The organism is Planctopirus sp. SH287, from assembly GCF_056500625.1.
The window spans coordinates 1,320,859-1,343,584 of record NZ_CM151403.1 but is presented as its reverse complement, the minus strand read 5'-3'; the positions used below and the strand labels follow the sequence as shown (position 1 = coordinate 1,343,584).

The window sequence follows — 22,726 nt, the reverse complement described above, 5'->3', positions numbered from 1 at the left end:
GTTAATTCCCACTGCTTTCATCCATTGCCACGAACTTCAACAACTTCAATTCGAGACAGCGACGCCCCTCTCCTGTTTGACTCTCCCATTTCTTAAGTCATTGAGCGATTCGATAAACGATTGATTGACACCTTCCGAATTTACTTCTGGAACCTGATTCATGCCGTCAAACACAACCCTTCGGACGCCCGCTGATGACCTTTGCTCCGAACTCGACAAACTGGTTTTGATTGATCCCCATTCGCATATCAACCCGCTCTCCGCCGCATCAACCAATCTCGCGGATATCCTTGGCTACCACTATTACACAGAGCTTGCCCACTCAGCGGGCATGCCTAAAGAACGGATCGAAGAACCCGGCATTTCGCCCAAAGAGAAAGTTGGCCGAATCGTCGAAGGTCTGACTCATCTCGATAACACCATTCAAGTCAAATGGCTGATTGAGTTATGCCAGAAGTTCTTTGGGTTTGAGGGTGAAACACTCAACGCCAGCAACTGGGAAAGCCTTTACAACCATTCTGAAACCTTAATGGCATCTCCCGGCTGGGAAGCCACCGTTCTGGAAAAGAGCGGGTTGGAAGCCGTCTTTCTGACCAATGATTTTGATGATCCACTGCAAGGATTTGATACCTCCAGGTACATCCCTTGCCTGCGAACAGATGATCTCGTGTTTCATCTGCAAAAGCCGGAAATTCGTCAACGTCTGGCCAAGGCAACAGGCTTCGACTGTGCCACACCCGCCAAATTGAACCACGCCATTGGCCATCTCTTCAGCCACTTCGTGGCCAACAACGTGAAAGCGGCAGCCATCTCGCTGCCACCCGATTTTGAACCCATTCCAGTCAGTCATCTCGATGCCGAAGGCCCGCTTCGAGCCGCGTATTCGGGCGCGACGCTAACCCCCGAACAGTCCCGCACACTCAGTCAGTTCGTTTTCTGGACGATTGCCGAATTCTGCTCCGAACACCACCTTCCATTTGATCTGATGATCGGCGTGAACCGGCGTGTCTACGAAGCCGGGGTTTATCAAGGGCAGGATCTCTTCGATCAACGAGTCTCGCTGCTGCAATATCGGCGTTTATTCAACGCCTTTCCCAGGGTGAAATTTCCAATTTCAGTGCTCGCCCACGCCAGTAATATGGAATTGGTCAGTTACGCCTGGATCTTTCCGAACGTGATTGCCAACGGGCACTGGTGGTATTCCAATATCCCGGCGTTTATCGAACCAGACTGCCGCAGCCGGCTCGAAGCCATTCCTCGCAACAAGAATATCGGCTACTACAGCGACATGTACAAACTGGAATTCGGCTGGCCCAAGTTCCAGATGTATCGCCGCGTCCTGGCCAAGGTGCTGCACGAAGATTTTGTCGTGGGACGAGGCTGGTCAGAAGAACGCGCTTTGAACCTGGGGCGTCAGGTGCTTCGAGGAAACGTAGAAACGCTCTTTTTTGGCAACAAATAAGGTGATGAAACCAGCAATTTGAGGATCGTTGACCATAAACTGCTGCTTGACCATCTGGTCAAATGGATGGAATGCCCGATGGCGGGCATCGGAAACGAAGAGAATAGTGATGTTATCAGTATGGCTTGGAGATGTGGCCATTTGTCCCTAGAATGCTGCTGCAAGGAACGATGATGGCGATTCATCATCGTTCCATCCATAAATTATCATAGAGTCTTCCGATCGATTGGAGTTCGTCATGGCGAAACTTCTGCTGCTGCAAGGAGGGGAAGCAACTCCCTACGAAATCTCGGGCGAAGAGGCCACACTTGGTCGACACCCTGAGTGCAGCATCCAGATCAATTCGAACATGGTCTCCCGCAAGCATGCCCGTGTTGTTGTTCAAGACGATGCCTTCATCATCGAAGACCTGGGGTCAGGAAACGGCACGTTTGTTAACGGAAAAAAACTCGAAGGCCCATCAAAACTGAAGGACGGCGACCGGATTAAGCTGGGGCCGATCCTGCTGCGGTTTGAAGATCCGGCAAATCCCGCCACCCGTCCTGGCATCACTTCGGGAAGTGGGGTCGGTGCTCCTGGTAGCGCGGGGGGAATGGCCACTTTTAACCTTGAGTTCGCGACGGGCGACGATGACGTTGCCACCGTGATGGGAACGTCCGGAAAAGTCGAGGGGTTCGGTGCCCTGGAAGTGCAGCCGGAAGCCAAACTCAAAGCCGTTCTGGAAATCAGCCGGGCACTCGCCGGCAGCACCGATCTAGATGGCCTGCTTCCCAAAATTCTCGATACGTTGTTCAACATTTTCCCTCATGCTGATCGGGGAGTGGTTCTTTTCAAAAGTGAAGATGGCAAGCTCGTTCCTCGGGCGATCAAGCACCGCCGGGCAGATGAAGATGAGTCGGTCAAACTGAGCCGTACAGTTCTCAACACTGTACTGGAGCAGAAAACAGGGATTCTCTCTGCCGATGCGACCAATGACTCCCGTTTTGAAGCCAGCGAGTCAATCTCGGCACTCACGATCCGCTCAATGATGGCAGTCCCCATGCTGAGCGTGTCGGGCGAAGTTATGGGAGTCATCCACATCGACACCCAGAATGCCTTCAATCAATTCAAAAAGGATGATCTTGACCTGCTCATCGCAGTGGCAGGCCAGGCAGGTTTGTCTTATGAAACCGCCCGACTGATGGTGACAGCTCTGGAAAAGCAGAAGCAGGATCGGGAAATGCAAATTGCCGCCAACGTGCAACTGGCACTGCTCCCCGAAAGCCTGCCGCAGATTGAAGGTTATCAGTTTTACGCGTCTTACGATTCGGCCCAGGCGGTCGGCGGAGATTACTACGACTGCATGGAACTGGAGGGCGACCGTGTTTTCTTTGCCTTCGGTGACGTGGCAGGGAAGGGGGTTCCCGCATCGCTGGTAATGTCACGGATCTCCAGCGTCGTACAAAACGTCATGGCGTTTGTGTCCGATGTTGGAGTCGCTGTCACTCGGATAAATAATCAAATGTGTGCCAAGGCGGTGGAAGGCCGTTTTGTCACCTTTGTTTTGGGAGTCATTTCAACCAAAACCGGAGAGATGTCACTCGTCAACGCAGGCCATATGCCCATCATGATTCGCAAGGCCGACGGCACAGTGGAAGAATTTGGTGCCGAAGCTGTCGGGATTCCCCTGGGCGTGATGGAGGATTATCCCTTCGATGTGGTCACTCGAAAGATTGAACCAGGCGAGACCTGCCTCATCTATACCGATGGGGTCAGCGAAGCAATGAACCACAACAGCGATCTCTATGGCATGGGAAGAATTCGCGAACTGATGACCACACATGGCCATCTCGGTGCAGAAGATCTGGGACGCACGATTTTACAGGATGTTCGTAAACACGCTAACGGGCGCCCCCAGAACGACGACATCACCCTGATGGTCTTCGGCCGATTGACCGAATAGCCGTCATCACTTTCTTGCAATTCCAAAGCAGACGGCCGGGAGAAACAAATCTTCCCGGCCGTCTTTTTAATCAGTCTTTGGTATTAAAGCCGGGGAGCAGCGGGCTTGATCGGAGCCTGCCACGCATTGGCACCACGCACCTTCACCTTCCGCTGATAAACTTTATCACCCGCCATAATATAGAGCGTATCAAACTCCGGGCCACCAAACGTCAGGTTGGAGACTTTTCCGTTGGGTGAAGGAATAATACAGTTCACCCGTCCGGCCTGATCACAGACCTGCAATCCCAGACGTGTCGCGACCCACAGCCGACCATCGCGATCCGTCCGCAAACCATCTGCTCCACTATCGTCGACGGCATCAGGCTGATGCAGATGGTAATACCGCTGCTTATGAGCAAGCTTGCCATCGGGCTGAATCTGATAGCTATAGACCCAGTGTGATTTTGAATCAGCCACATAAAGCAAACTCTGATCAGGTGAAACGGTAATCCCGTTCGAGAACTTGAGGCCGGTATCAACAACCGTTGGCTCACCACCCTTGGGAATTAACCAGATCTTGCTAGGCTCTGTTCCTGACCAACCAGGCTCTGTTACATAGATCGAGCCATTGTTCAGCACGACCAGATCATTTCCGCGAAACCCTTTACCGACCTCAGTAACCACTCCCTCTGGTGTCGTGGCTACGATCTGCTGTGAACCACTGGCGACCGTATATAGTCTACCGTCCGGGCCAAACGCCTGTCCGTCCCCACGATTAGTCTCTTTACGAAAAGCTTCCACACCGTGAGGAGTGACACGGTAGGTCGTCGAGTTAGGAACATCATTGTAAAAAACTTCCCCTTGTGCGTTGACGGCCGGGCCTTCTGTAAATTTGTAGCCCTCGGCAACCAGTTTCCAGTCTTCCCCTGGAATAAGAATTTCTTGAAGCTGGGGAGAACCTTTCCCCGTTTTGATACCAGCCGCATGATCTTTCCATAACCATCGCATCGCATCAGGGAAAATCTCCGTGGCATGCTTACCGTTATGCCCTCCATCTCCCCAGGAATGGTTGACTTCATATCCAGCAAAGGTCAGCGAACGATCCATCGCCTGATTGGCGATCCACCAGTCACCACCATAGATATTGAGATCATTCGTGCCATCTTCCAGAAACACGCGAAGTGGCTTGGGTTCATATTTACGCACGAGAGTGGGATAGCTGTGGCCGCCACGTAGTCCGACATAGGTGCCAATCGCACTAAAGACCCTGCGAAATGAGTCAGGGCGTTCCCAAGCCACCGTCCAGGCACAAATTGCCCCACTGCTTGAACCGCCAATCGCACGATCATTGGGATCTTTGGACAGCTTAATCGGCTTGCCATCACTGGTTTTAAGCTGTTCAACAGCAGGAAGTAGTTCTTCAATGAGAAAACGAGCGTAGCTATCACCTAATCCATCGTACTCATAGCTACGATTAAAACGATCAAGCTGCTTTTCTCCATTGATTGCGGGAACCTTCCCGTGCATAACAAACACGCCGATGGTCACTGGCATTTCCCCAGCGGCTATTAACTTGTCAAAGACTGCCGGAGCATTGTATTGCACTCCATCCTGATTGACATAAAGCGCCGCGGGGGTCTCTCCGGTATATTGTTGTGGAATATAGACCCAGTAGTCACGAGTCGTTCCGGGAAAGATTTTACTCGACTTCAACTGATATTTAGTGACACTCCCCTTGGGAACTTCGCTATTGGCAGGAGTCGCAGCCTGCTGCGCCATGGCAGCAGGTTGAAGTGACAGGAGGACTGCCAGACTCAAGAGCAGGGCAGAAGCCCGGCCAATACCAGAAGAAAAAAAACATTGCATACCAACACTCCCGTCAGTCAATCATTGTTGCGTTGTGTAGAAAGCACCGCATCTGCCGCACGCCTGGCTGCCGTGTCACGGCTTTGTCTTCGGGTTGATGTCGCCGAAACGTCCTCCGTTGTCGGACTTAACAACAGAAGAGACCCGAATTTTAGACTTTGACAATGCACTGGCTGCCATTCTTGCCATAAGGTAACGACCGCCAACGCATCACGAAAGCCTTATCCGTCAGAAGCTTTGGACGGGAACTCATTCTGACGGCATTTCAAATGCGATGAGAAGCAACCACCCGAGACATTCAAGCATCCCATCTGTCACTGTGAGATGTGCGTCAAGCAGCACTTTGCCGCAACGAGTAATGGGGTTCCGACTTTAGTGGGTCATCTGAAAAGCAGCCAGAAAACGTTGGCTGAAACCCACAAATCCAGCTGAGGTGAAGTCGCGCAACCCACCTTTTCATGAAGTAGTTTTCAAATGCCCCCGAGTGGATTCGAACCACCGACCTACGGTTTAGGAAACCGTCGCTCTATCCAGCTGAGCTACGGGGACTCATTTCTTGGTTAATAAAGCACGCTGAGATGTGGCCTGCCAGGTCAGGAGGTGCCAGGCGAGCGGGCCATCAGTGAGTCAACCAAACTTTACCCAGAATTTCTACTGCTTGCACACGGTGTCAGCCCGTGAGAGTTCCTGAGCCAAAGCACCAATACTCCATAAATCTGCACCCCGTGATCAGGAGTTGACCAGGAAGTGGCAGATATCCCCATCTTGCATGATGTAGGCCTTGCCTTCAACACGGAGCTTGCCTGCTGCGCGAATTTCTTTTTCGTTTTTGTATTGTTCCAGATCTTCCAGCCGGTAGATTTCGGCTCGAATAAACCCTTTTTCAAAGTCGGTGTGAATCACACCAGCGGCCTGAGGAGCTGTGGCTCCGACGGGCACCGTCCAGGCACGAACTTCTTTTTCGCCGGCAGTGAAGTAGCTTTGCTGTCCCAGCGTGCGGTATGTCGCTCGGGCCAGAATGGCTAAAGCAGGTTCTTTAAGCCCCACAGAATCGAGCATTTCCGCCCGGTCGGCAGGATCAAGTTCTGCCAACTCGGCTTCGAGCTTGGCGCAAACGGGGACAACCTCCGCACCAACTTTTGAGGCAAATTCCTGTAACTGCTTGACCAGGGGGCCTTCACCCAGCAAATCATTCTCATCGACGTTTGCAACATAGAGCACGGGTTTAGCCGTCATGAGGCCAAATGACCGCATGATTTTGGCCTCATTCTCATCGACTTCCATTTTTCGCAATGGTTGGTCTGTTGCGAGATGAGCCGTACACTTCTTGATGACATCGACACGGAGTTTGGCTTCTTTGTCGCCGCTCTTGGCAGAACGTTCCGCCTTGGAGAGAGAATTATCGAGCGTCTGCATGTCTGAAAGCATCAGCTCCATCTCGATCGTCTCAATGTCGGACAAGGGATTAACATCACCCGCGACATGCACCACATCAGGGTCTTCAAAGCAGCGAACGACTTGCAGAATCGCGTCGACTTCACGAATGTGGCTCAGGAATTTATTTCCCAAACCCTGTCCTTCACTGGCCCCCTTCACAATCCCGGCGATATCCACCAGCTTTAAGGCCGCAGGGATCACTTTTTGCGGAGGAATGAACTTCGTAATCCGTTCGAGCCGGGAGTCAGGAACGCTGACCACCCCCTCGTTCGGCTCAATGGTACAGAATGGATAGTTGGCGCTCTGAGCTGCTTTAGAGCAGGTGAGAGCATTGAATAGGGTACTCTTGCCAACATTGGGGAGGCCAACAATTCCCGCTTCCATAATCGCGAAACCCATCTGCACTGCGTGTAAAATTTATCCAGTGACCCTAATCGGAGGGAACTGGCATGTGGAAATGTCGCTCCTGAGCATTGCATCAGAAACGGGCAGAATTGCGAGTGATATCACGCTGAGGCATGTTTTGCACGCCGGAGAGTCCTGTGAACCAATCCGGAACCTCACTTTCTGTCTCGATTCAACTGGAGAATGGTAAAATCAGTAACACTCACGATGAAAATGATCACAGCAAAAACGACCACCGCGAAAAAGACCACAGCAAAAAAAAACACAGTCAAAATGTGAAAATTTGTGAACTTCCCTTGCGCCAGACCTGGTGGCTTCCGGGTGGGCATTTGCAGACAATTGCATGCGGGTTGTGGCCAGTGAGTGAGCAACCGGGGGATTCGCTGCGGCATATTGTCTCGCTGCCAGACGGTGACCGGCTCACGGTCTATGAAAATCAGCCTGACCTCACCAAATGCCAGCGATTGGAGAATTTATCTCAACAGGCAACGGCCGGTAATTCATCGATCGCGGTGTTGTTGATGCCAGGGCTTTGTGGCGATCACCGCAGTGGTTTAATGCGTCGTCTGACGGTCCGCTTATTGTCGTCAGGAGTCACTGTCTATCGGATGAATCATCGTGGCTGTGGCGAAGCAGAATTGCTGGCATCGCGGCCATATCATGCTGGCCGGACAGAAGATCTGGTCGCTGTGACTCAGTGGCTCAGTCAGTCTCAGTCGCTCCAGAGACCAATTGATAAGCTGTTGATCTGCGGAATTTCGCTGAGTGGAAATATCCTGCTGAAAACCCTGGGAAGATGTGGGAACGAACTTCCCGCGTGCGTCACTGCGGCACTGGCAATCAACCCTCCCATTGATCTCAAGCATTGCGTCGAGCAACTGAAATCTGGAGTCAACCGCCTCTATGATCAATTTTTTGTGCGGCAACTTTACCGACAATTGAGTCAGAGAAAGGATGAAAGCCGCTGGCCTGCCAAGTTGAGGCGTCCACGAACGCTCTATGAATTTGATGATCTCTATACGGCTCCCCGCAGCGGGTTTCAGGGAGCTGATGACTATTATGCCCAGTCGAGTGCGATCAGCACACTTTCACAGATCAGATTACTGACAACGATTCTCACGTCAAAAGATGACCCGTTGATTCCTATCGGCCTGTTCACAGGCAGGGCAGGGGAGTGGTCAAAATCGACGACCTTGTGCCTGACCCCGTCAGGCGGGCATGTTGGCTATTTCTCATCTCCCGATCGCGCGGGGCACGGCTTCTGGTTAGATCGCTTTGTAGAAAACTGGATTGAACAGACCGCCCATTTTGATAACGACTCAAGCAGGCAAAAACGTCTACTGACCTGAATTGTCACTGGTTTGGTGGCTGCTTTTTGTTCATCCAGCTTCAGTTGGCAATACGCAGCGAGGGCCATTTTCTGAGATCAACAGCAGCTTGAGCAGGGAAGACCGGCCCCTGTTGCGCCCTCATCACATCTCGGGTCAGGCAGTCGGCCAGGCCATTTTAAACCGTTGTTTATGAGATCGGCAAATCTTGCGCATCTTTCTGCCATGGTCGAATTGACGGTTGCCAGACACCTCGATAAACTTCGGCCACACTCGGGATGTAGCTCAGCCCGGCTAGAGCACCTGGTTTGGGACCAGGAAGTCGCAGGTTCGAATCCTGTCATCCCGACTCGAAAAACAAATGGCCTGCCGCATGGATTTGCGGCAGGCCATTTGTTTTTTCAGCGATGATTTACGGCTGACTTTGCGAACCATTCGTTAGGTTCAAACACTCAGGGATTTGGGAAAACCGGCAGGGCCACTTGCTGCAAAGCATTGGCACATATGAGATTGCCGAGTTCAGCTCAACTCTTGGGAAGATTATCAAGCCAGACGTTGACGCTGTGATCCTTGGCCGCTTATTTTGACTCCAGTCTGGTTAGAGAATCACGGTTTGGGCCCCCGAACGATGCGCACCAACGTAACTTTCCGGCATCCGGCCGAGTTTGTCGGTGACTCAGAGGACGGCGGTGGCGTTCTTGCTGTGAGCGGAGCACATTGGTTCGTCGCGCTGCTAACGCGGGTGCCGGACTTGCAAATTGATGAGCACCTGTGCCAGGAGGATTGGGGCGTCGTGTTGCTTGCTCAACGCAATCAGAAGAAGTTCTGGATCGGTTTGAGCGCGTGGGACGCAGAGGGCGCTTGGCTGGCTCACTTTCATAATGGTTCCTTTGCCTGGTTCCAATGGTTCAGCACGTCAGGGAAGGTCAGACTAGAATGTCTGCTGGCCGATGTTCACAATGCGATTGTGAGCGAGCCAGCTATTTCCGACATTGCATGGTATGAAGAGAGCGAAATAAGCAAGCCAAAGCCCTTAAGTTTTCCCGCTCCGATTGACGGCTAAGCTTGGGTTGAGTTTGTCCGTTACACTGGCTCGCTTGCCCGCTGTCGGTCGAGAAACCGCCAAATCCAAACTTCCCATCCCGAAAAATTTCAACAGCCGTCTTGTCACTCCGACTCCAAATGACTAACAGCTCGTCGTATTGACCGATTGCCATAACTCGTCATGCATCAGCCGCTCGTCGAGTGCAAATTCGGTCACCCGTTTCGCCACAAATGATCGGCAAGCAACCGTGCCCAGTTGGATGCCCCCACAACACTGGGGCGGTTCCGCTCTGTTTCTTGCTCTTCGCTCGACGCGCCAACTGCCAAAAAGTTTTGCCGTCTGTCACAAACGCTCTGTCTCCTGCGTCCTTGATTGCGAACACCCTGAGGATAGCCCTCGCGGCGCGTGCTCGAATTCGTGACGGGAGAAAATGATGCTTAGAAAGTTCGTTGTCCTGGCCTTCGGAATAGCCTTGGGAGTGGGTGGAGCGGCGGCAGCAAATCACCACCAGCATGGGGAATCGGTGAAACTCATCACAACTCGCGACATCACAGAGAAACTTGACGGAAAAGACGTCATGCTGACGGCGGTGGAAGTGACAATTGGCCCTGGTCAATCCGGCTTGTCACATCGTCATCCCGGGCCAGGGTTCGTCTATGTACTGGAAGGTGAGTACGAACTTGGAATTGATGACCAGCCGACGACACTTCTGAAAGCAGGCGAGGCATTCTATGAGCCGACCGGATGCCTGCATCGAGTGTCAAAGAACCCGGCGACAAAAGCCAAGACTCGCCTGATCGCGTTTATTGTGCATCCGCGCGACTCGAAAGAGATCGTTATTCCAGAGCATTTCAAGAAATAAGTGGCTCAAGCGGGACATCGCGTAGGATATGACAGGCTGGTGAAGATGACGCGGAGCGGGTGGAGTGCTCTGCCAAGAGCAGGAGTTTGCCATGAACGCCAACCTGAATGAACTGCGACCTCGGATGATGTCCGTCGCCTACCGTATGCTCGGGAGCGTGGTGGATGCAGAAGACGCCGTGCAGGACGCCTTTCTGCGTTTGCAGACAGCCGAGGAAGTTTCCTCGCCTGAAGGTTTTCTCGTCAAAACGACAACGAGACGGTGCATTGACCTGCTGAGAGCTGACCACCGCCGAAAAAAATACATTGGTCCCTGGGTGCCTGAACCCGTCGACACCAAGGTCGGAGCGCCAAATACCGTGCTAGCGGAATCGCTTACGCAGGCATTTCTGTTGATGCTGGAACGCCTCTCGCCAGAAGAACGAGCTGCGTTCCTACTGAGGACAGTGTTTGACTACGAGTATGCCGCCATTGCTGAGATTTTGGGGAAAACCGAGGTTCACGTGCGGCAGATTGTCAGCCGGGCGAAATCGCGGCTAGAACAAGATCAGCTGCGATTCCAACCCGCGGTGCAAAAGGCAGAAAGTTTGGCAGAGCGATTTGTTGCCGCCTGTCGCGCGGGCGATGTGAAGCTGGTGGAACAGCTCGTCACCGAAGACGTGGAAGTCCACTCCGATGGTGGCGGCAAGGTGACTGCGGCGCGCATCATCGTCCGCGGGCGAAATCTCGTCGCAAGGTTCCTCACCGGGGTCTTCAGCAGGAAGCGTCGAAACTTTGAAATGCGCACAGCGACCGTGAACGGTGAACCGGGGGTGATCTTCCTATCGAACGGAAAAGTCATTCACGTGGCATCCTTCCGCATTGAGGACGGTGTCCGAGCCGTTTATATGACCGTCAATCCAGACAAACTTTCCCGTTGGTCTGAAGCCCAAATCGACTAATCGTCACTTCAGGGACTGGCGGCTGGCCAACGTTCTTGATGGCTTATCATGACAAACCTGAGACCTCATTGGACAGCGCTCCGCTGTCTCAGTGGTCGTGACTCTCTGCATCCCACTCCAGTGCCACTGCTCCTGTAATTCTCACAAAAGTATCAGAAATGCTCCTGTTCTACTGGTTACAATTTCCACTTTGTCACAAAGGACGCGATTAAGTCGTCCTTGTTATTGAATCATCCATCGATCGACCGCAAGTGATTGAAGATTAGTCTGTAAGTACCGGATTCATAGTCATCAGCAAACAGGGGAATTCCAATGGAAGATCAAGTCATTTTCGACAAGACAAGTTCGGAAGCCTACAAGGCCCAGTTGGGCGTAGAGAAAGCTCTATCGAAGAGTCGCATCGAAAAGCCGCTGCGGGAACTCATCAAGCTTCGCGTATCGCAGATTAACGCCTGCGCGTTCTGCCTCGACATGCATTGGAAAGATGCCCGGGCAGCCGGCGAGACCGAACAGCGGCTCTACGGCCTGTCAGCTTGGCGGGAAAGCCCTTACTACACCGAACGCGAGCGAGCCGGGCTGCTTCTGGCGGAAGAACTGACGCGCGTGGCAGATCGTGTCATTGCAGAAGCAGTACATGAGAAAGTTCGCGAGGTCTTCCATCCACAGGAGATCAGCGACCTTGTCTGGGTAGTGGCGACGATCAATACCTGGAATCGCGTCAATATCGGGTTGCGAACTGTTCCAGGAGACTATCAGCCCCCACGGATCGCACATTGATCTTAACCTCAGATCGGCGCCACAGAGTCGGCGGCCTATTTAGCGGAGCATGTGATGAATATCGTTGTTATTGGCGGCAGCGGATTAATTGGGGCGAAGGTTGTCAGTATTCTCCGCAAGCGTGGCGATCGGGTGACTGCGGCTTCTCCTTCAACAGGCGTCAACACACTTACTGGTGAGGGACTGGCTGCTGCGCTCACGGGCGCCGAGGTTGTTGTTGACGTGGCGAATTCGCCTTCCTTTGAAGATCAGGCGGTTCTCAAGTTCTTCGAGACGTCGGGGCGGAATCTCCTGTCTGCCGAAGCGATTGCGGGAGTGCGCCACCATGTGGCGCTCTCCGTTGTCGGTACGGATCGACTACTGGAAAGCGGTTATTTCCGCGCAAAATTGTTGCAGGAGAATCTGATTAAAAACTCGGGGATTCCCTACACGATCGTGCGTGCGACGCAATTCTTTGAGTTCGTGAACGCCATCGCCCAATCGGCCACAATCGGACAAACAGTTCGCCTGCCGCCCGTTCTGATGCGCCCCATCGTGTCCGATGATGTCGCTGCTGCCGCCGTCGAAGCGGCCATCGGCCTGCCATTGAATGATACCATCGACGTTGCGGGGCCAGAGTCGATCCCGATGGACGACCTCGTCCGTAAATTCCTGGTGGCGAACAAGGATGAACGAACCGTCGTCACCGACCCACAGGCGCGCTACTTCGGTATCGCCGTAAATGATCAGAGCCTCAGGCCGATCGGCCAATCCATGATCGGCCCGACGCGCTTCGCCGACTGGCTAAGCCGCTCCATAGTCTGAGCTTCGAGGAATCTGCGAACATATTTCATCGGCGTTTTATTGGCTGACAAGTCCTGAAGTGCTGTCGTGAAGAGATAGTCCGCCCACGATCATCCCTGACCCAGGGTTCTGTTGCCGGCCTGCCACCCCGACTTGATCTGGCTCATTTTGAATGTAGACGCCAATTTCGCAAAGTCTTGTTCAGGAAAGATTCCGGACACCATTGTTTGCAGAGTGTTGCCGGAGCGTTTGCACACACAGTGGAAAAATTGACATTGCGAGCTGTCATAGCGAGTCCGGTTGCTTGCGGATCGATTCAGCCATCACGGGAGATCGCTGGTGGGGATCGAAGGCCGGACGAGGCATTGGAATGACAGGTGAGACCCCAAACATTGAGGGACGGGAATTACCCGTTCGTTGAATCTGATCTGGCTTTTGATTGTCGCTGGCGAACAGGTTTTTCGCGGATACGTTCCAGCTTTTCTCCCCATGCGTGCATCGCGGTGAGCACTGGCTCAAGCTCTCGCCCAAGAGTTGTCAGCGAGTATTCCACCTTGGGTGGGATCTGTTGGTGGACTTCGCGGTCGATGACGCCATATTCCTCCAACTCGCGAAGCTGGCGCGTCAGTGTTCTGGCGGAGACGCCGCCCAAAAGCCGCGTCAACTCGCCAAAGCGTTGAGTCCCTGCCAACAAATGGTGAATGACCAGCACCTTCCAGCGTCCACCGATCGCGCCGATGGTGGTTTCGACAGGGCAACCGACGGTTTTCTTGTCGTTTTTTCTCTGGGGTCGCTTGGCCATGCGATTCCTTTAATATCACAAAGGATACTATATTACAAAAAAGACCATACTTGATTTATTGCCAAGAGCGAATTTAATGTCAATGCACCAGCGGAGATCTTGATTTCCAAGGTCACCAAAACACACACCCAGGCTCTGGAGAAAACGATGACAGATAAGAACAAATGGATGATCGACCCCAGCGATGCTGTCATGTTGCTAATTGACCACCAGAGCGGACTCTTCCAACTGGTCAGGGACATTGACCTGCCAGTGCTGCGATCGCACGCGACGGCACTTGCCAAATTGTCGTATCTCGCCAAGATTCCGACCTTCACCACCGCATCGGTTCCCGACGGACCGAATGGCCCGCTGATTCCCGAAATTCATCAGTTCAACCCCGACGCGATCTATATCCCTCGGACAGGTCAGATCAACGCTTGGGATAATCCCAAGTGGGTGGAGGCGATCGAAAAAACCGGCCGTAAGACACTGCTCATCGCCGGAACCCTCACGAGTGTCTGCATGGCTTTTCCCGCCTTGAGCGCTCTCGTGGCCGGGTACAAGGTGTTCTGCATCGTCGATGCTTCAGGCAACTGGTCCAAGATGGCCACTGATCTCACCGTTGCTCGTGTGACGCAGGCCGGAGCCATTCCCATCGATATGTTCGCCTTGCTCGGCGAGATCATGCAAACGTGGAACCGACCCGATGCGATGGACTTCGCTGCGATCATGGTCGAGCACGTCGTGCCGCCGTATCGAGCCTTGATGGAAAGCTACGACAAAGCGCAGAGCGTGCAAAAAATCGGGCATGAAACCGAATTGGATCGATTCAATGCAGGCCAAGCGAAGAAATAGCTCGCCGCCCACCCTTCCAAAGAGGGGCGACGTGCAATGGATGACGGCACCCTCTGGAGTAGTTCAAGAGGAGTTTCACAGCGAGCGTTTTTCCCGCGATGGCGGGACGCTGGAGATGGTTCAACGGTGAGTCAATCTGCCTGCGAAGCATATTAATCCCTCGGTCGAGTTGGCTTGTAGACAGTGTTTACCAGACACTGTCTACAAGCAGGTTTCGTAACCGTCATGTGGGCCGGTTTCATTCATCGCGCACCTTCCGAATCTCTAAAGAGATTCGCTGGTGGAGTGAGGTTCTGAGACAGGACGGACTTCTTCAGTTGGCATAATCACGGTTGCTGCTGAAGTTGATTCCATGGAATTGCGATAGGCGCGAGAATATTTCGTCTTCGGAACGCCAATCCGCTGGGCGTGATAGATACTCGAATGCCCACTCAGAAAGTATGATAAAAAGCAGGCCACAGCGGCATACACGACGAATCCTGAACTCAAGAGCGAGCCATTCCCTGGCGCAAACAGTTCGATGGCCATGATGGTACATGCAAGGGGGGTATTCGTAGCGCCCGCGAACACGGCGACAAAACCAAGGGCGGCCATTAAATCGACAGGCGCTCCGAGCAACTGTCCCAGAACATTTCCCAGCGCCGCACCAATGAAGAAGAGCGGCGTAACCTCCCCGCCTTTGAAACCACTGCTGATCGTCACAGCCGTGAAGAGCAGTTTCCACCACCAGCTGAACCATCCCGCGCCACCGAGATGAAAGCTGGATTGGATCGTTACCGCTGTTGGGTCATTCGGATTAGCGGCGACCCCCAGGCCCAGGTAATCCCGTTCGCCAAGCAACCACACTAAGAGAATGACCAAACATCCCCCCACAGCCGGACGAAGCCAGGGAAGGGCGATGGTGCGTTTAAAGGCTGAGTTCATGAAGTGTGTCAGTTCTGCGAACAGCACACTGGCCAAGCCAAAAAACACCGCGGCAATCGCGACCTTCCCAGTCAGTAGCCAATTCAGCGTCGTCCCGTTTGCAACACTTGAAATACGATCTGTCACGACGATGTGATAGTGCGTGTGGCCGATTCCCCATGCGGAATTGACCTGATCACCGACAATGCTCGCGATCAAACAGGGGATTAGCGCCTGGTAGCTCAAGGTGCCAATCGCCAGAACTTCCAGAGCGAAGACAGCACCTGTCAACGGCGTTCCAAACACGGCACCAAATCCAGCCGCAATGCCCGACATCAGTAAGATGCGGGTGTCTTCTTTATTTAGTCGAAGCCAGTGCCCCAGGGTTCCCGCGAGGCTACCGCCCATCTGCACGGCGGTTCCTTCCCGTCCCGCTGACCCGCCGCAAAGATGAGTGGTTAAAGTGCCAATTAAAACCAGAGGAGCCATTCTGATGGGAACGCCGCCGCCTGGTTCATGAATCTGCTCCATGATCAGGTTATTGCCGGCTTCTGAAGCCCCACCCCAAAAGTGGTACATGAGGCCTGAGGCGATGCCTGCCACCGGCAGCAGATAAAGCAACCAGGGGTACTCCCATTGGAGATGTGTCACCTGGTCGAGCGACCACAGAAAGAATGCAACCGATGAGCCGACGACAATTCCCAGCGGCAAACCGATCACCAGCCACTTCAGTACAAAAGCGGCTAAGTGCAGGTGCTCGCGATAGTCCCATTGAAACGGCATTTTGGAATCTCCTGGTCACAAAGTGTGCAGGAACTCCCAAAGCGGGCGACGGCCCAGTAGAAGGCTCCCACGACCTCACGGCGTGAATCGTAGGAGTTATCAGCCAGCACCAGGCCAGCGGTTGTCGGCGAACCCCATCACCATCTTCCCTTCGACTTTAACGGTCGGTAAGAAAAGTGACAACGGGAACCAGCGTTTGGTATCCCAGTGATCCAGCAAAAAAGCCGTTAACACCAGCGATCAGCGAAGCGGAAGCCGTGGTCAGAAATATCATCGAAGAGCTGGAGCGATTTCGATTTCTCAGAGGACTCATGACGATCCTTCTGCTGCGATTTTTCAGTCATCTCAGAGAAGGGCGTCTCCGCACGCGTTGCCTGCTCGATGACTTCAAACGTGATCAGACGGGGCATCTGCGATCAGACGAGGCATCCACACAATGGTCGTTAAGTCGCATCGGATCCATCGACAATAAGGCATCAAGCGGGTTACAAAGCGAGCAAGAACGGAGACTTCAAGATGCCGTGAACAACGCATCGGGAAAGGTCGCCTACGGAGGAATCCCATGAGCGAAGTGGTTTGGGGGAATTGACGATGCATGACCTGACGATCACACCTCAAGGGCATCTGCTGATTCGAGATGTTCCTGCGGTTGCAGCCGATCAGCCGGTGCCCAGGGGATTGATCGACGCATATCTTGAAAGTCCTGCACAGGGAATGCTGGTGTCCGCCACCCGCGAGAGTGCGGCGATAATGCCGGCATCATTTGAGTTTGCCCGGTCTATGGCCCGACTGTATCTTGCCAGTCTCTGCCGCGCCGTCCTCATTGAGGGAAGTCACGACGTCCCTGACATTCTGCCCCCCGCGTCCGATCTGCAACGATCCCTCATGCAGGCTCCACCCATGACGGGGCTGGAATACCTGACTCTGGATGTGCTCGATCAATGGTGGCGTGATCTTGATGAACTTGTCCGCGCTGAAATCAAACGGCACCCCGGTGGTGCGCAAAGTTATCTTCGCGAACACAACCCACAATGGCGATTCGTAGGCCGCGTGACATTGCACCTGGCGGAGAACAAACGCGATCCCGAATTTCCGTTCGCTTTTATGGCAACTTTTGCCAACGGACTGACGCCTCAAGGCAAAATTAAGCATGAACCCTTAGGGAATGCTTTGCGACAGTATGCCGGAGACCAGAATCGGGCAGCGATGCTGAACCTGCTGCTTCCGATCTCGAAAGCCGCCGAGTCTTCAAAACTGATCAGCCAGCTCATTGATTCTGATGATATCTACCATCCTCTTGCATGGTCTCCGCGCGAGGCGTATGAATTCCTCAAAGACATCCCGGTGTTTGAAGCGGCCGGCCTGATTGTGCGTGTGCCCGACTGGTGGAATGCCCGCAAGCCACCCAGGCCTGCAGTCAGTGTGAAAGTGGATTCAAAACAGACGGCGACAATCGGCATTGACGCGATGCTGAATTTCTCGACGAGCGTGAGTCTGGATGGCGAATCGCTCTCGCCTGAAGAGATCAATGAATTGCTCAACAGCAGTGGCGGTCTGATTCCACTCAAAGGGAAATGGGTCGAAGTTGATCCGGAAAAGCTCCAGCAAGCTCTGAGTCATTGGAAACAGGTCGAACGGGAGGTCTTCCAGAACGGGATCTCATTCTTTGAGGGGATGAGACTGTTATCCGGGGCCAACCTGCTGAAACCGGAAGGGCAGGAGACGGGAGAGACCGTTCGCGAATGGACATCTCTCGAAGCGGGGCCGAAGCTAGATGCCATGCTGAGTCGTCTACGATCCCCTGAAACCTTGCAGGAAAAGGTTCCACCGGGATTGAAAGCAGACCTGCGGGCTTATCAACAAACGGGTTACCGCTGGCTTCGTTTCCTCACATCGCTGGGACTGGGAGCCTGCCTGGCCGACGACATGGGTTTAGGGAAAACCATTCAGGTCATTTCATTGCTTTTGGTATTGAAACGAGAGAAGCAGCGAGCCGCAAATCTGCTGGTCGTGCCTGCCTCGTTGATCGCCAACTGGAAATCGGAATTGTCGAAGTTTGCCCCTTCGCTCTCGGTCGGAGTGGTTCATCCTTCGGAATCCAGCCAGTCCAGCCAGAATGGAGAACAGATCCAGCAGGATAATGCGGATTCGTTCGATCTGGTCGTGACAACCTATGGCGTACTCACCCGCACTGAATGGATCCGGCGGCACGCATGGCAGTTGGTCATTCTCGATGAAGCGCAAGCCATCAAGAATTCCGGCACCCGACAGACGAAAGCCGTGAAGGAGTTGTCTGCCAGTGCCCGCATTGCACTAACAGGAACTCCCGTCGAAAATCGTCTGTCTGACCTTTGGTCTCTGTTTGATTTTCTCAATCCGGGCCTGTTAGGGACGGCCAAACAGTTTGGTGCGTTCGTGAAAAGCCTGCGGGAAGCTCCCAACCCATCGTTTGAGCCGCTGAGGAACCTCGAGCGGCCTTATCTTCTGAGAAGACTCAAGACCGACAAGCGCGTCATCGCCGATCTCCCGGATAAGACTGAAGTGAACGCGTATTGTGCGCTGAGCAAACATCAGGCAGCGCTCTATCAGAAAGCTGTCGACGATCTGACTTCACAACTCAAGAGCGCGGAGGGAATCGCCCGACGAGGAATTGTCCTGGCGCAACTCATGCGTCTCAAGCAAATCTGCAATCACCCTGTCCAGGCCATAGGAAGTGGTGAGTATGACCCTGATCGCAGCGGTAAGTTCCGTCGTCTGGCAGAACTTGTTGATGAGATTGCATCTCGTCAGGAAAAGGTGCTGGTTTTCACACAGTTTCGAGAAATCACTGAACCTCTGGCGGCGTTTTTGGGCACTCGGTTTGAACGACCTGGACTGGTGCTTCATGGAGGAACCAGTGTCAAAAAACGAAAAGAGCTGGTTGAGGCGTTTCAGCGTGAAGATGGCCCTCCGTTTTTTATCTTGTCGCTCAAAGCCGGCGGAACCGGATTGAACCTGACGGCCGCGTCACATGTGATCCATTTCGATCGCTGGTGGAACCCGGCCATCGAAAATCAGGCAACGGATCGGGCAGCGCAAGAATGTCCTCGTGCATAAGTTCATCTGCCGAGGAACCATCGAGGAACGAATCGATGAGATGATCACACAAAAGAAGTCGATTGCTGGCGAGGCAATAGGTGATGGGAGCGCGGACGTATTGCTCACGGAAATGGACGATGATAGCTTGTTGAAGTTCATCAGGCTGGACTTAAAGCAAGTCGCTGACAAGTAGGCTGAACTTCAAATTGCAGGGAAGCGAAAATGGGACGTGATTACGGTGATTATGGTTACTATGGTTTTGCACCATATGTCCCAGTAGCCCAGCGTCGTGAAAATGCTGCAAAGCAACTCCCTAAGAAGCTGAAAAAAGGGGAGCAACCCTCACCCATCAAAATTTCAGGCCGTACGATCACGACGACTTTTTGGGGGGAAAGCCTGGTGTGAAAATCTGGAAGGTTACAGCGATTACTCCAGTCGCCTGCCCCGTGGCCGGACATATGCTCGCAACGGCTCCATCGTGCATCTGGCAATCGCTCCGGGACAGGTAACGGCTTTCGTCGGCGGATCGGATCTGTATCAAATTCAAATCCACATTGGAGAACTCTCGAAGTCAACCTGGCTGGCCTTGAAAAAAGAATGTGCGGGCAAGATCGGCTCACTCATCGAATTACTTCAGGGGAAGCTATCGAAGGAGGTCATGGAACTGGTGAGTACTCGCCAGAAAGGCCTGTTCCCTGGCCCCAATGAAATCCGGATAAAATGCAGTTGCCCTGATAGCGCCGGGATGTGCAAACATCTAGCGGCAGTGATGTACGGGATCCGCCACCGGTTGGATTCATCGCCAGAATTGTTTTTTCTTCTCCGCAGTGTGGATCATACGGAATTGATTGAACAAGCGATTCCTGTTGCCCCGCCCAAGAATGCAAAACGAACAGCACCGACGATCGATGCAAAGGATCTGGGGGCCATCTTCGACATTGAAATCGCAGATTCCGCTCCAGTAGAGACGAAGCCACCGGTTCAGGCGAAGCCGCCGGTTGAAAGGAAGCCGGCAAAGAAGTCCGCTGCACAGCGCTCTCGCCCGCCTGCAAAGAAGTCGTCGGCAAAGAAATCGCCCGCAAAAAAGTCTCCTGCAAAGAAGCAGGTGGTACAGAGAACGACTTCAGTCAAGCCAGCGGTTAAGAAGACTGCTGTGAAAAAGTCTGCGGTTAAGAAGAAGAAACCCACTGCGGCAAAGAAAACTCAAACCGCCACCAAAACGAAGGCGACAAAGCCCTCCAGTTGAAAATCATTCGCTAACGAGAAAACAGACCAGAAATTAGTTTTTTAATTGCTGATTTCTAGGGAAAAAACTCTCAAGCAATACGTCACACTGTCAGCCACAGTGTCGATTGCCTGGTCTCCACCAACCACCAAAACTCAGTTGTCCGTAACTCTGTTTTAGTCCTATCAAATTTCATTAGCACCTTACCATTCTGCGTATACGCAATTATCTACCGACGATTCCCAGAGAGAGATTTATTATTGGGATACTGGGGTCGAAATTGCGGTTTAATAATAGCCTTTATTGCGTAGCTTACGACCTCAATTCATGTAACAAAATCGATATGTATTGGGTATATTAAATGGGTGAATCCACGAAGGCGATCTGTGCATTTCTATTGATCATCAGCGGCATTGCTACGTTTTTCGCCTGGATTACAGATCGGCCTGACCCAACGGTCTGGGCCATTCGTTTTGGTGGACTTACCGTTTGCGTCTTGGCTCTTGGCTTGATTTTAAGGCTGCAGCTTCGTGTAGATCTTGAACCAGATTACCTGCGTCATGTCTCTTCCCATTATTTCAATCGAGACGGGTTTTGTTTCTCGTTTCTTGTAACTGCTCACGACGGTATTGCCTTCATGGAAGCCTACTTCCAATCGCAATACGACAAGCCCTTTTCTGGACAAATCGCTCTGCGCCCATCTCGCGGATTCTTTATGACACGTACAAAGGGCGATACGATTTTCTTTGATATTGATTGCCCCTCTGGCGGGTTTGGATATACCCGAACTCCGATCCCAATTCCCAAAAAAAAGCAAGGTAAACGGCAATTATTCGAGGTGGGTGCTTCCGTCAAGTATGCCGATGGCAAGGGGCGTCGGATTCGTTTTCACGATGGAATATTTCTTCGCTCAAACTCCAATTTTTCAAATTCACTTGCGACTGCCATGACTATTGCCGGAATAGCAACGGGTTCGGTTATTCTCACAAAGCCTGCCAAAATAAAAATGCAAATGCCAGTTAATGTTGCCGAAGATGTTCCTGCCAATATTTCATCAGAAATCAAAATTCTTTGGCAATCTGGCGAGCCAACACTCGATAGCTTTTCTTAACGATAGATTGGAGAGAGAAGCTGATTGTGGGACGCGCGTCTCAGGACTTCTCAAGAATTTCCATCGCCGCTCGAAAGACGCGATCAGCCGTCACCTCACGAAAGCAGGCGAGGTGTTGTTCGCCTTTGAGCGGGCAGGTTTTATGGTAGCCAGCACGGCAGGGCAGGGTGGTAGAAACAAGACGATGCTGCTCACCGGGTGGCCCGGAACGGATGGGATCTGTGCAGGTAAACACCCCCGCCACCGGTGTGCCCAATTCTGCCGCCAGATGCATTGGCCCGGAATCATTACAGACCAGTAAATCCAGGCGAGAAAGAATGGCTGCCAATTGAGTGATGTTCGATTTCCCGCCTTGATCCCGCAGTTCAACAGCCTTTCTCCGGGACGAACTCACCAGAGAACGCTGCACCTGGGAATAGCATTCAGCAGTCAGCATGGTTTCGTTGGGAGCACCGAGAAAAATCAAACTGCCGCCGTTTTCTTCAGCCAGACGTAAAGCGACTTCGGCAAATTGTTCTGTTGGCCACGCTTTTGTCACCCATCGTGTTCCCGGTTGGATGCCTATCCACGGGCGAGGCAAATCAAGGAATAGCTGATCAGCGGCGGCGATATCGTTAGCGTTAGAGACCAATGACGTTTCTGCAGGTCGCCGGGCCATACCCCAAGTCTGGGCCAGTCTCCAGTAGCGGTCATGAGCCGGTACAGAGAGTGATGTTTCTGGAAGGCGATAATGATAGGAGAGCGAGGAAGCTTCTCGCGCTGATTCCAAACCAATTCGAGTCTCAGCGCCGCTGAAGTAGGTGAGTACCCCCGAGCGAAACAGCCCTTGAAGGTCGATGACAGTATCAAAATGAGCCGCACGGATTTCGCGGCAAAGTGAATAAAATGCTCTTAGCCCTGCGCCGCGCTGAAAGACAAATTGTTCGTCAATCGCAGGAGAAAGCTTCAATAAGCTGGTCAGCCCATCGGCAATAACCCATCCCAATTTCATGTCAGGCCAGCGAGTTTTTGCCATCGCTGCCAGTGGTAAGCTTTGAACCACATCCCCCAGCGCACTTGGCTTGATGATCAGCAGACGCCGAGGTGGCGAGCGATCCCAAAATTCCACTGGAAGAACTCGCACAACAGATCCTCACTCATGCTGCCTGGCCGTATGGTG

General features: G+C 52.9%; 20 protein-coding genes, 2 tRNA genes, 1 pseudogene and 1 riboswitch. Of the genes and pseudogenes, 16 read left to right on the top strand and 7 right to left on the bottom strand.

Features of this window, described 5'->3' with window-relative positions; translation table 11 throughout:
• Nucleotides 1-160 precede the first annotated feature (160 nt).
• Nucleotides 161-1,462 (top strand): glucuronate isomerase, encoded by a 1,302-nt coding sequence (locus SH287x_RS04905; RefSeq protein WP_479517326.1) that lies wholly within the window; start codon nt 161-163, stop codon nt 1,460-1,462.
• Nucleotides 1,463-1,700: 238 nt separating this feature from the next.
• Nucleotides 1,701-3,404: a SpoIIE family protein phosphatase gene (locus SH287x_RS04900; RefSeq protein WP_479517325.1), complete on the top strand. Its 1,704-nt coding sequence runs from the start codon at nt 1,701-1,703 to the stop codon at nt 3,402-3,404.
• Nucleotides 3,405-3,487: 83 nt separating this feature from the next.
• On the opposite strand, the gene SH287x_RS04895 is transcribed toward SH287x_RS04900, so the two are convergent.
• The 3 genes from SH287x_RS04895 to ychF all read right to left on the bottom strand — a co-directional run bounded on the left by SH287x_RS04895 (nt 3,488) and on the right by ychF (nt 7,072).
• Nucleotides 3,488-5,251: an SMP-30/gluconolactonase/LRE family protein gene (locus tag SH287x_RS04895; protein WP_479517324.1), complete on the bottom strand. Its 1,764-nt coding sequence runs from the start codon at nt 5,249-5,251 to the stop codon at nt 3,488-3,490.
• 475 nt (nt 5,252-5,726) lie between these two features.
• Nucleotides 5,727-5,800, bottom strand: a tRNA-Arg gene (locus tag SH287x_RS04890).
• Nucleotides 5,801-5,980: 180 nt separating this feature from the next.
• Nucleotides 5,981-7,072, bottom strand: coding sequence for a redox-regulated ATPase YchF (ychF, locus tag SH287x_RS04885; RefSeq protein ID WP_479518663.1), 1,092 nt, complete (start codon nt 7,070-7,072; stop codon nt 5,981-5,983).
• 380 nt (nt 7,073-7,452) lie between these two features.
• Here ychF and SH287x_RS04880 point away from each other — a divergent pair, with 380 nt between their 5' ends.
• From SH287x_RS04880 to SH287x_RS04850, 7 genes are all read left to right on the top strand, one after another.
• The gene (locus SH287x_RS04880) at nt 7,453-8,442 is read left to right on the top strand and encodes a YheT family hydrolase (RefSeq protein WP_479517323.1); all 990 of its coding nucleotides are present in this window, start codon (nt 7,453-7,455) and stop codon (nt 8,440-8,442) included.
• 253 nt (nt 8,443-8,695) lie between these two features.
• A tRNA-Pro gene (locus SH287x_RS04875) sits at nt 8,696-8,770 on the top strand.
• A gap of 279 nt (nt 8,771-9,049) precedes the next feature.
• Nucleotides 9,050-9,484, top strand: a complete 435-nt coding sequence (locus SH287x_RS04870; protein ID WP_479517321.1) for a hypothetical protein — start codon at nt 9,050-9,052, stop codon at nt 9,482-9,484.
• Between the two features lie 415 nt (nt 9,485-9,899).
• Nucleotides 9,900-10,328 carry a cupin domain-containing protein gene (locus SH287x_RS04865; RefSeq protein WP_479517320.1) on the top strand — a complete coding sequence of 143 codons (429 nt, stop codon included), beginning with the start codon at nt 9,900-9,902 and terminating at the stop codon, nt 10,326-10,328.
• A 91-nt stretch (nt 10,329-10,419) separates the two neighbouring features.
• Nucleotides 10,420-11,268 (top strand): RNA polymerase sigma factor SigJ, encoded by an 849-nt coding sequence (gene sigJ / locus SH287x_RS04860; RefSeq protein WP_479517319.1) that lies wholly within the window; start codon nt 10,420-10,422, stop codon nt 11,266-11,268.
• 312 nt (nt 11,269-11,580) lie between these two features.
• Nucleotides 11,581-12,045 carry a carboxymuconolactone decarboxylase family protein gene (locus tag SH287x_RS04855; protein WP_479517318.1) on the top strand — a complete coding sequence of 155 codons (465 nt, stop codon included), beginning with the start codon at nt 11,581-11,583 and terminating at the stop codon, nt 12,043-12,045.
• Between the two features lie 54 nt (nt 12,046-12,099).
• Nucleotides 12,100-12,849, top strand: a complete 750-nt coding sequence (locus SH287x_RS04850; protein ID WP_479517317.1) for an SDR family oxidoreductase — start codon at nt 12,100-12,102, stop codon at nt 12,847-12,849.
• A gap of 385 nt (nt 12,850-13,234) precedes the next feature.
• On the opposite strand, the gene SH287x_RS04845 is transcribed toward SH287x_RS04850, so the two are convergent.
• Nucleotides 13,235-13,630 (bottom strand): winged helix-turn-helix transcriptional regulator, encoded by a 396-nt coding sequence (locus SH287x_RS04845; RefSeq protein ID WP_479517316.1) that lies wholly within the window; start codon nt 13,628-13,630, stop codon nt 13,235-13,237.
• 147 nt (nt 13,631-13,777) lie between these two features.
• Here SH287x_RS04845 and SH287x_RS04840 point away from each other — a divergent pair, with 147 nt between their 5' ends.
• Both SH287x_RS04840 and SH287x_RS04835 read left to right on the top strand, forming a co-directional pair.
• Complete coding sequence (locus tag SH287x_RS04840; RefSeq protein WP_479517315.1) at nt 13,778-14,467, top strand: isochorismatase family protein; 690 nt, start codon at nt 13,778-13,780, stop codon at nt 14,465-14,467.
• 25 nt (nt 14,468-14,492) lie between these two features.
• Nucleotides 14,493-14,594 (top strand): annotated as a pseudogene (locus SH287x_RS04835) (pirin family protein); the annotation flags it as partial.
• 137 nt (nt 14,595-14,731) lie between these two features.
• Here SH287x_RS04835 and SH287x_RS04830 read toward each other — a convergent pair.
• Nucleotides 14,732-16,153 (bottom strand): voltage-gated chloride channel family protein, encoded by a 1,422-nt coding sequence (locus SH287x_RS04830; RefSeq protein ID WP_479517313.1) that lies wholly within the window; start codon nt 16,151-16,153, stop codon nt 14,732-14,734.
• Between the two features lie 83 nt (nt 16,154-16,236).
• A riboswitch (Fluoride riboswitch) is annotated at nt 16,237-16,304 on the bottom strand.
• Between the two features lie 6 nt (nt 16,305-16,310).
• Complete coding sequence (locus tag SH287x_RS04825; protein WP_479517311.1) at nt 16,311-16,466, bottom strand: hypothetical protein; 156 nt, start codon at nt 16,464-16,466, stop codon at nt 16,311-16,313.
• Nucleotides 16,467-16,744: 278 nt separating this feature from the next.
• Here SH287x_RS04825 and SH287x_RS04820 point away from each other — a divergent pair, with 278 nt between their 5' ends.
• From SH287x_RS04820 to SH287x_RS04800, 5 genes are all read left to right on the top strand, one after another.
• Nucleotides 16,745-19,249: a DEAD/DEAH box helicase gene (locus SH287x_RS04820; protein WP_479517309.1), complete on the top strand. Its 2,505-nt coding sequence runs from the start codon at nt 16,745-16,747 to the stop codon at nt 19,247-19,249.
• Nucleotides 19,242-19,424 (top strand): hypothetical protein, encoded by a 183-nt coding sequence (locus SH287x_RS04815; RefSeq protein ID WP_479517307.1) that lies wholly within the window; start codon nt 19,242-19,244, stop codon nt 19,422-19,424. The genes SH287x_RS04820 and SH287x_RS04815 overlap by 8 nt, the downstream gene beginning before the upstream one ends.
• A gap of 29 nt (nt 19,425-19,453) precedes the next feature.
• A complete protein-coding gene (locus SH287x_RS04810; protein WP_479517305.1) occupies nt 19,454-19,636 on the top strand; it encodes a hypothetical protein in 183 nt (60 codons plus the stop codon).
• A gap of 73 nt (nt 19,637-19,709) precedes the next feature.
• Nucleotides 19,710-20,477 (top strand): SWIM zinc finger family protein, encoded by a 768-nt coding sequence (locus SH287x_RS04805; protein ID WP_479517304.1) that lies wholly within the window; start codon nt 19,710-19,712, stop codon nt 20,475-20,477.
• A 340-nt stretch (nt 20,478-20,817) separates the two neighbouring features.
• Nucleotides 20,818-21,567, top strand: a complete 750-nt coding sequence (locus SH287x_RS04800; protein ID WP_479517302.1) for a hypothetical protein — start codon at nt 20,818-20,820, stop codon at nt 21,565-21,567.
• A 40-nt stretch (nt 21,568-21,607) separates the two neighbouring features.
• On the opposite strand, the gene SH287x_RS04795 is transcribed toward SH287x_RS04800, so the two are convergent.
• Nucleotides 21,608-22,690: a glycosyltransferase family 9 protein gene (locus tag SH287x_RS04795; RefSeq protein WP_479517300.1), complete on the bottom strand. Its 1,083-nt coding sequence runs from the start codon at nt 22,688-22,690 to the stop codon at nt 21,608-21,610.
• Between the last annotated feature and the right edge of the window lie 36 nt (nt 22,691-22,726).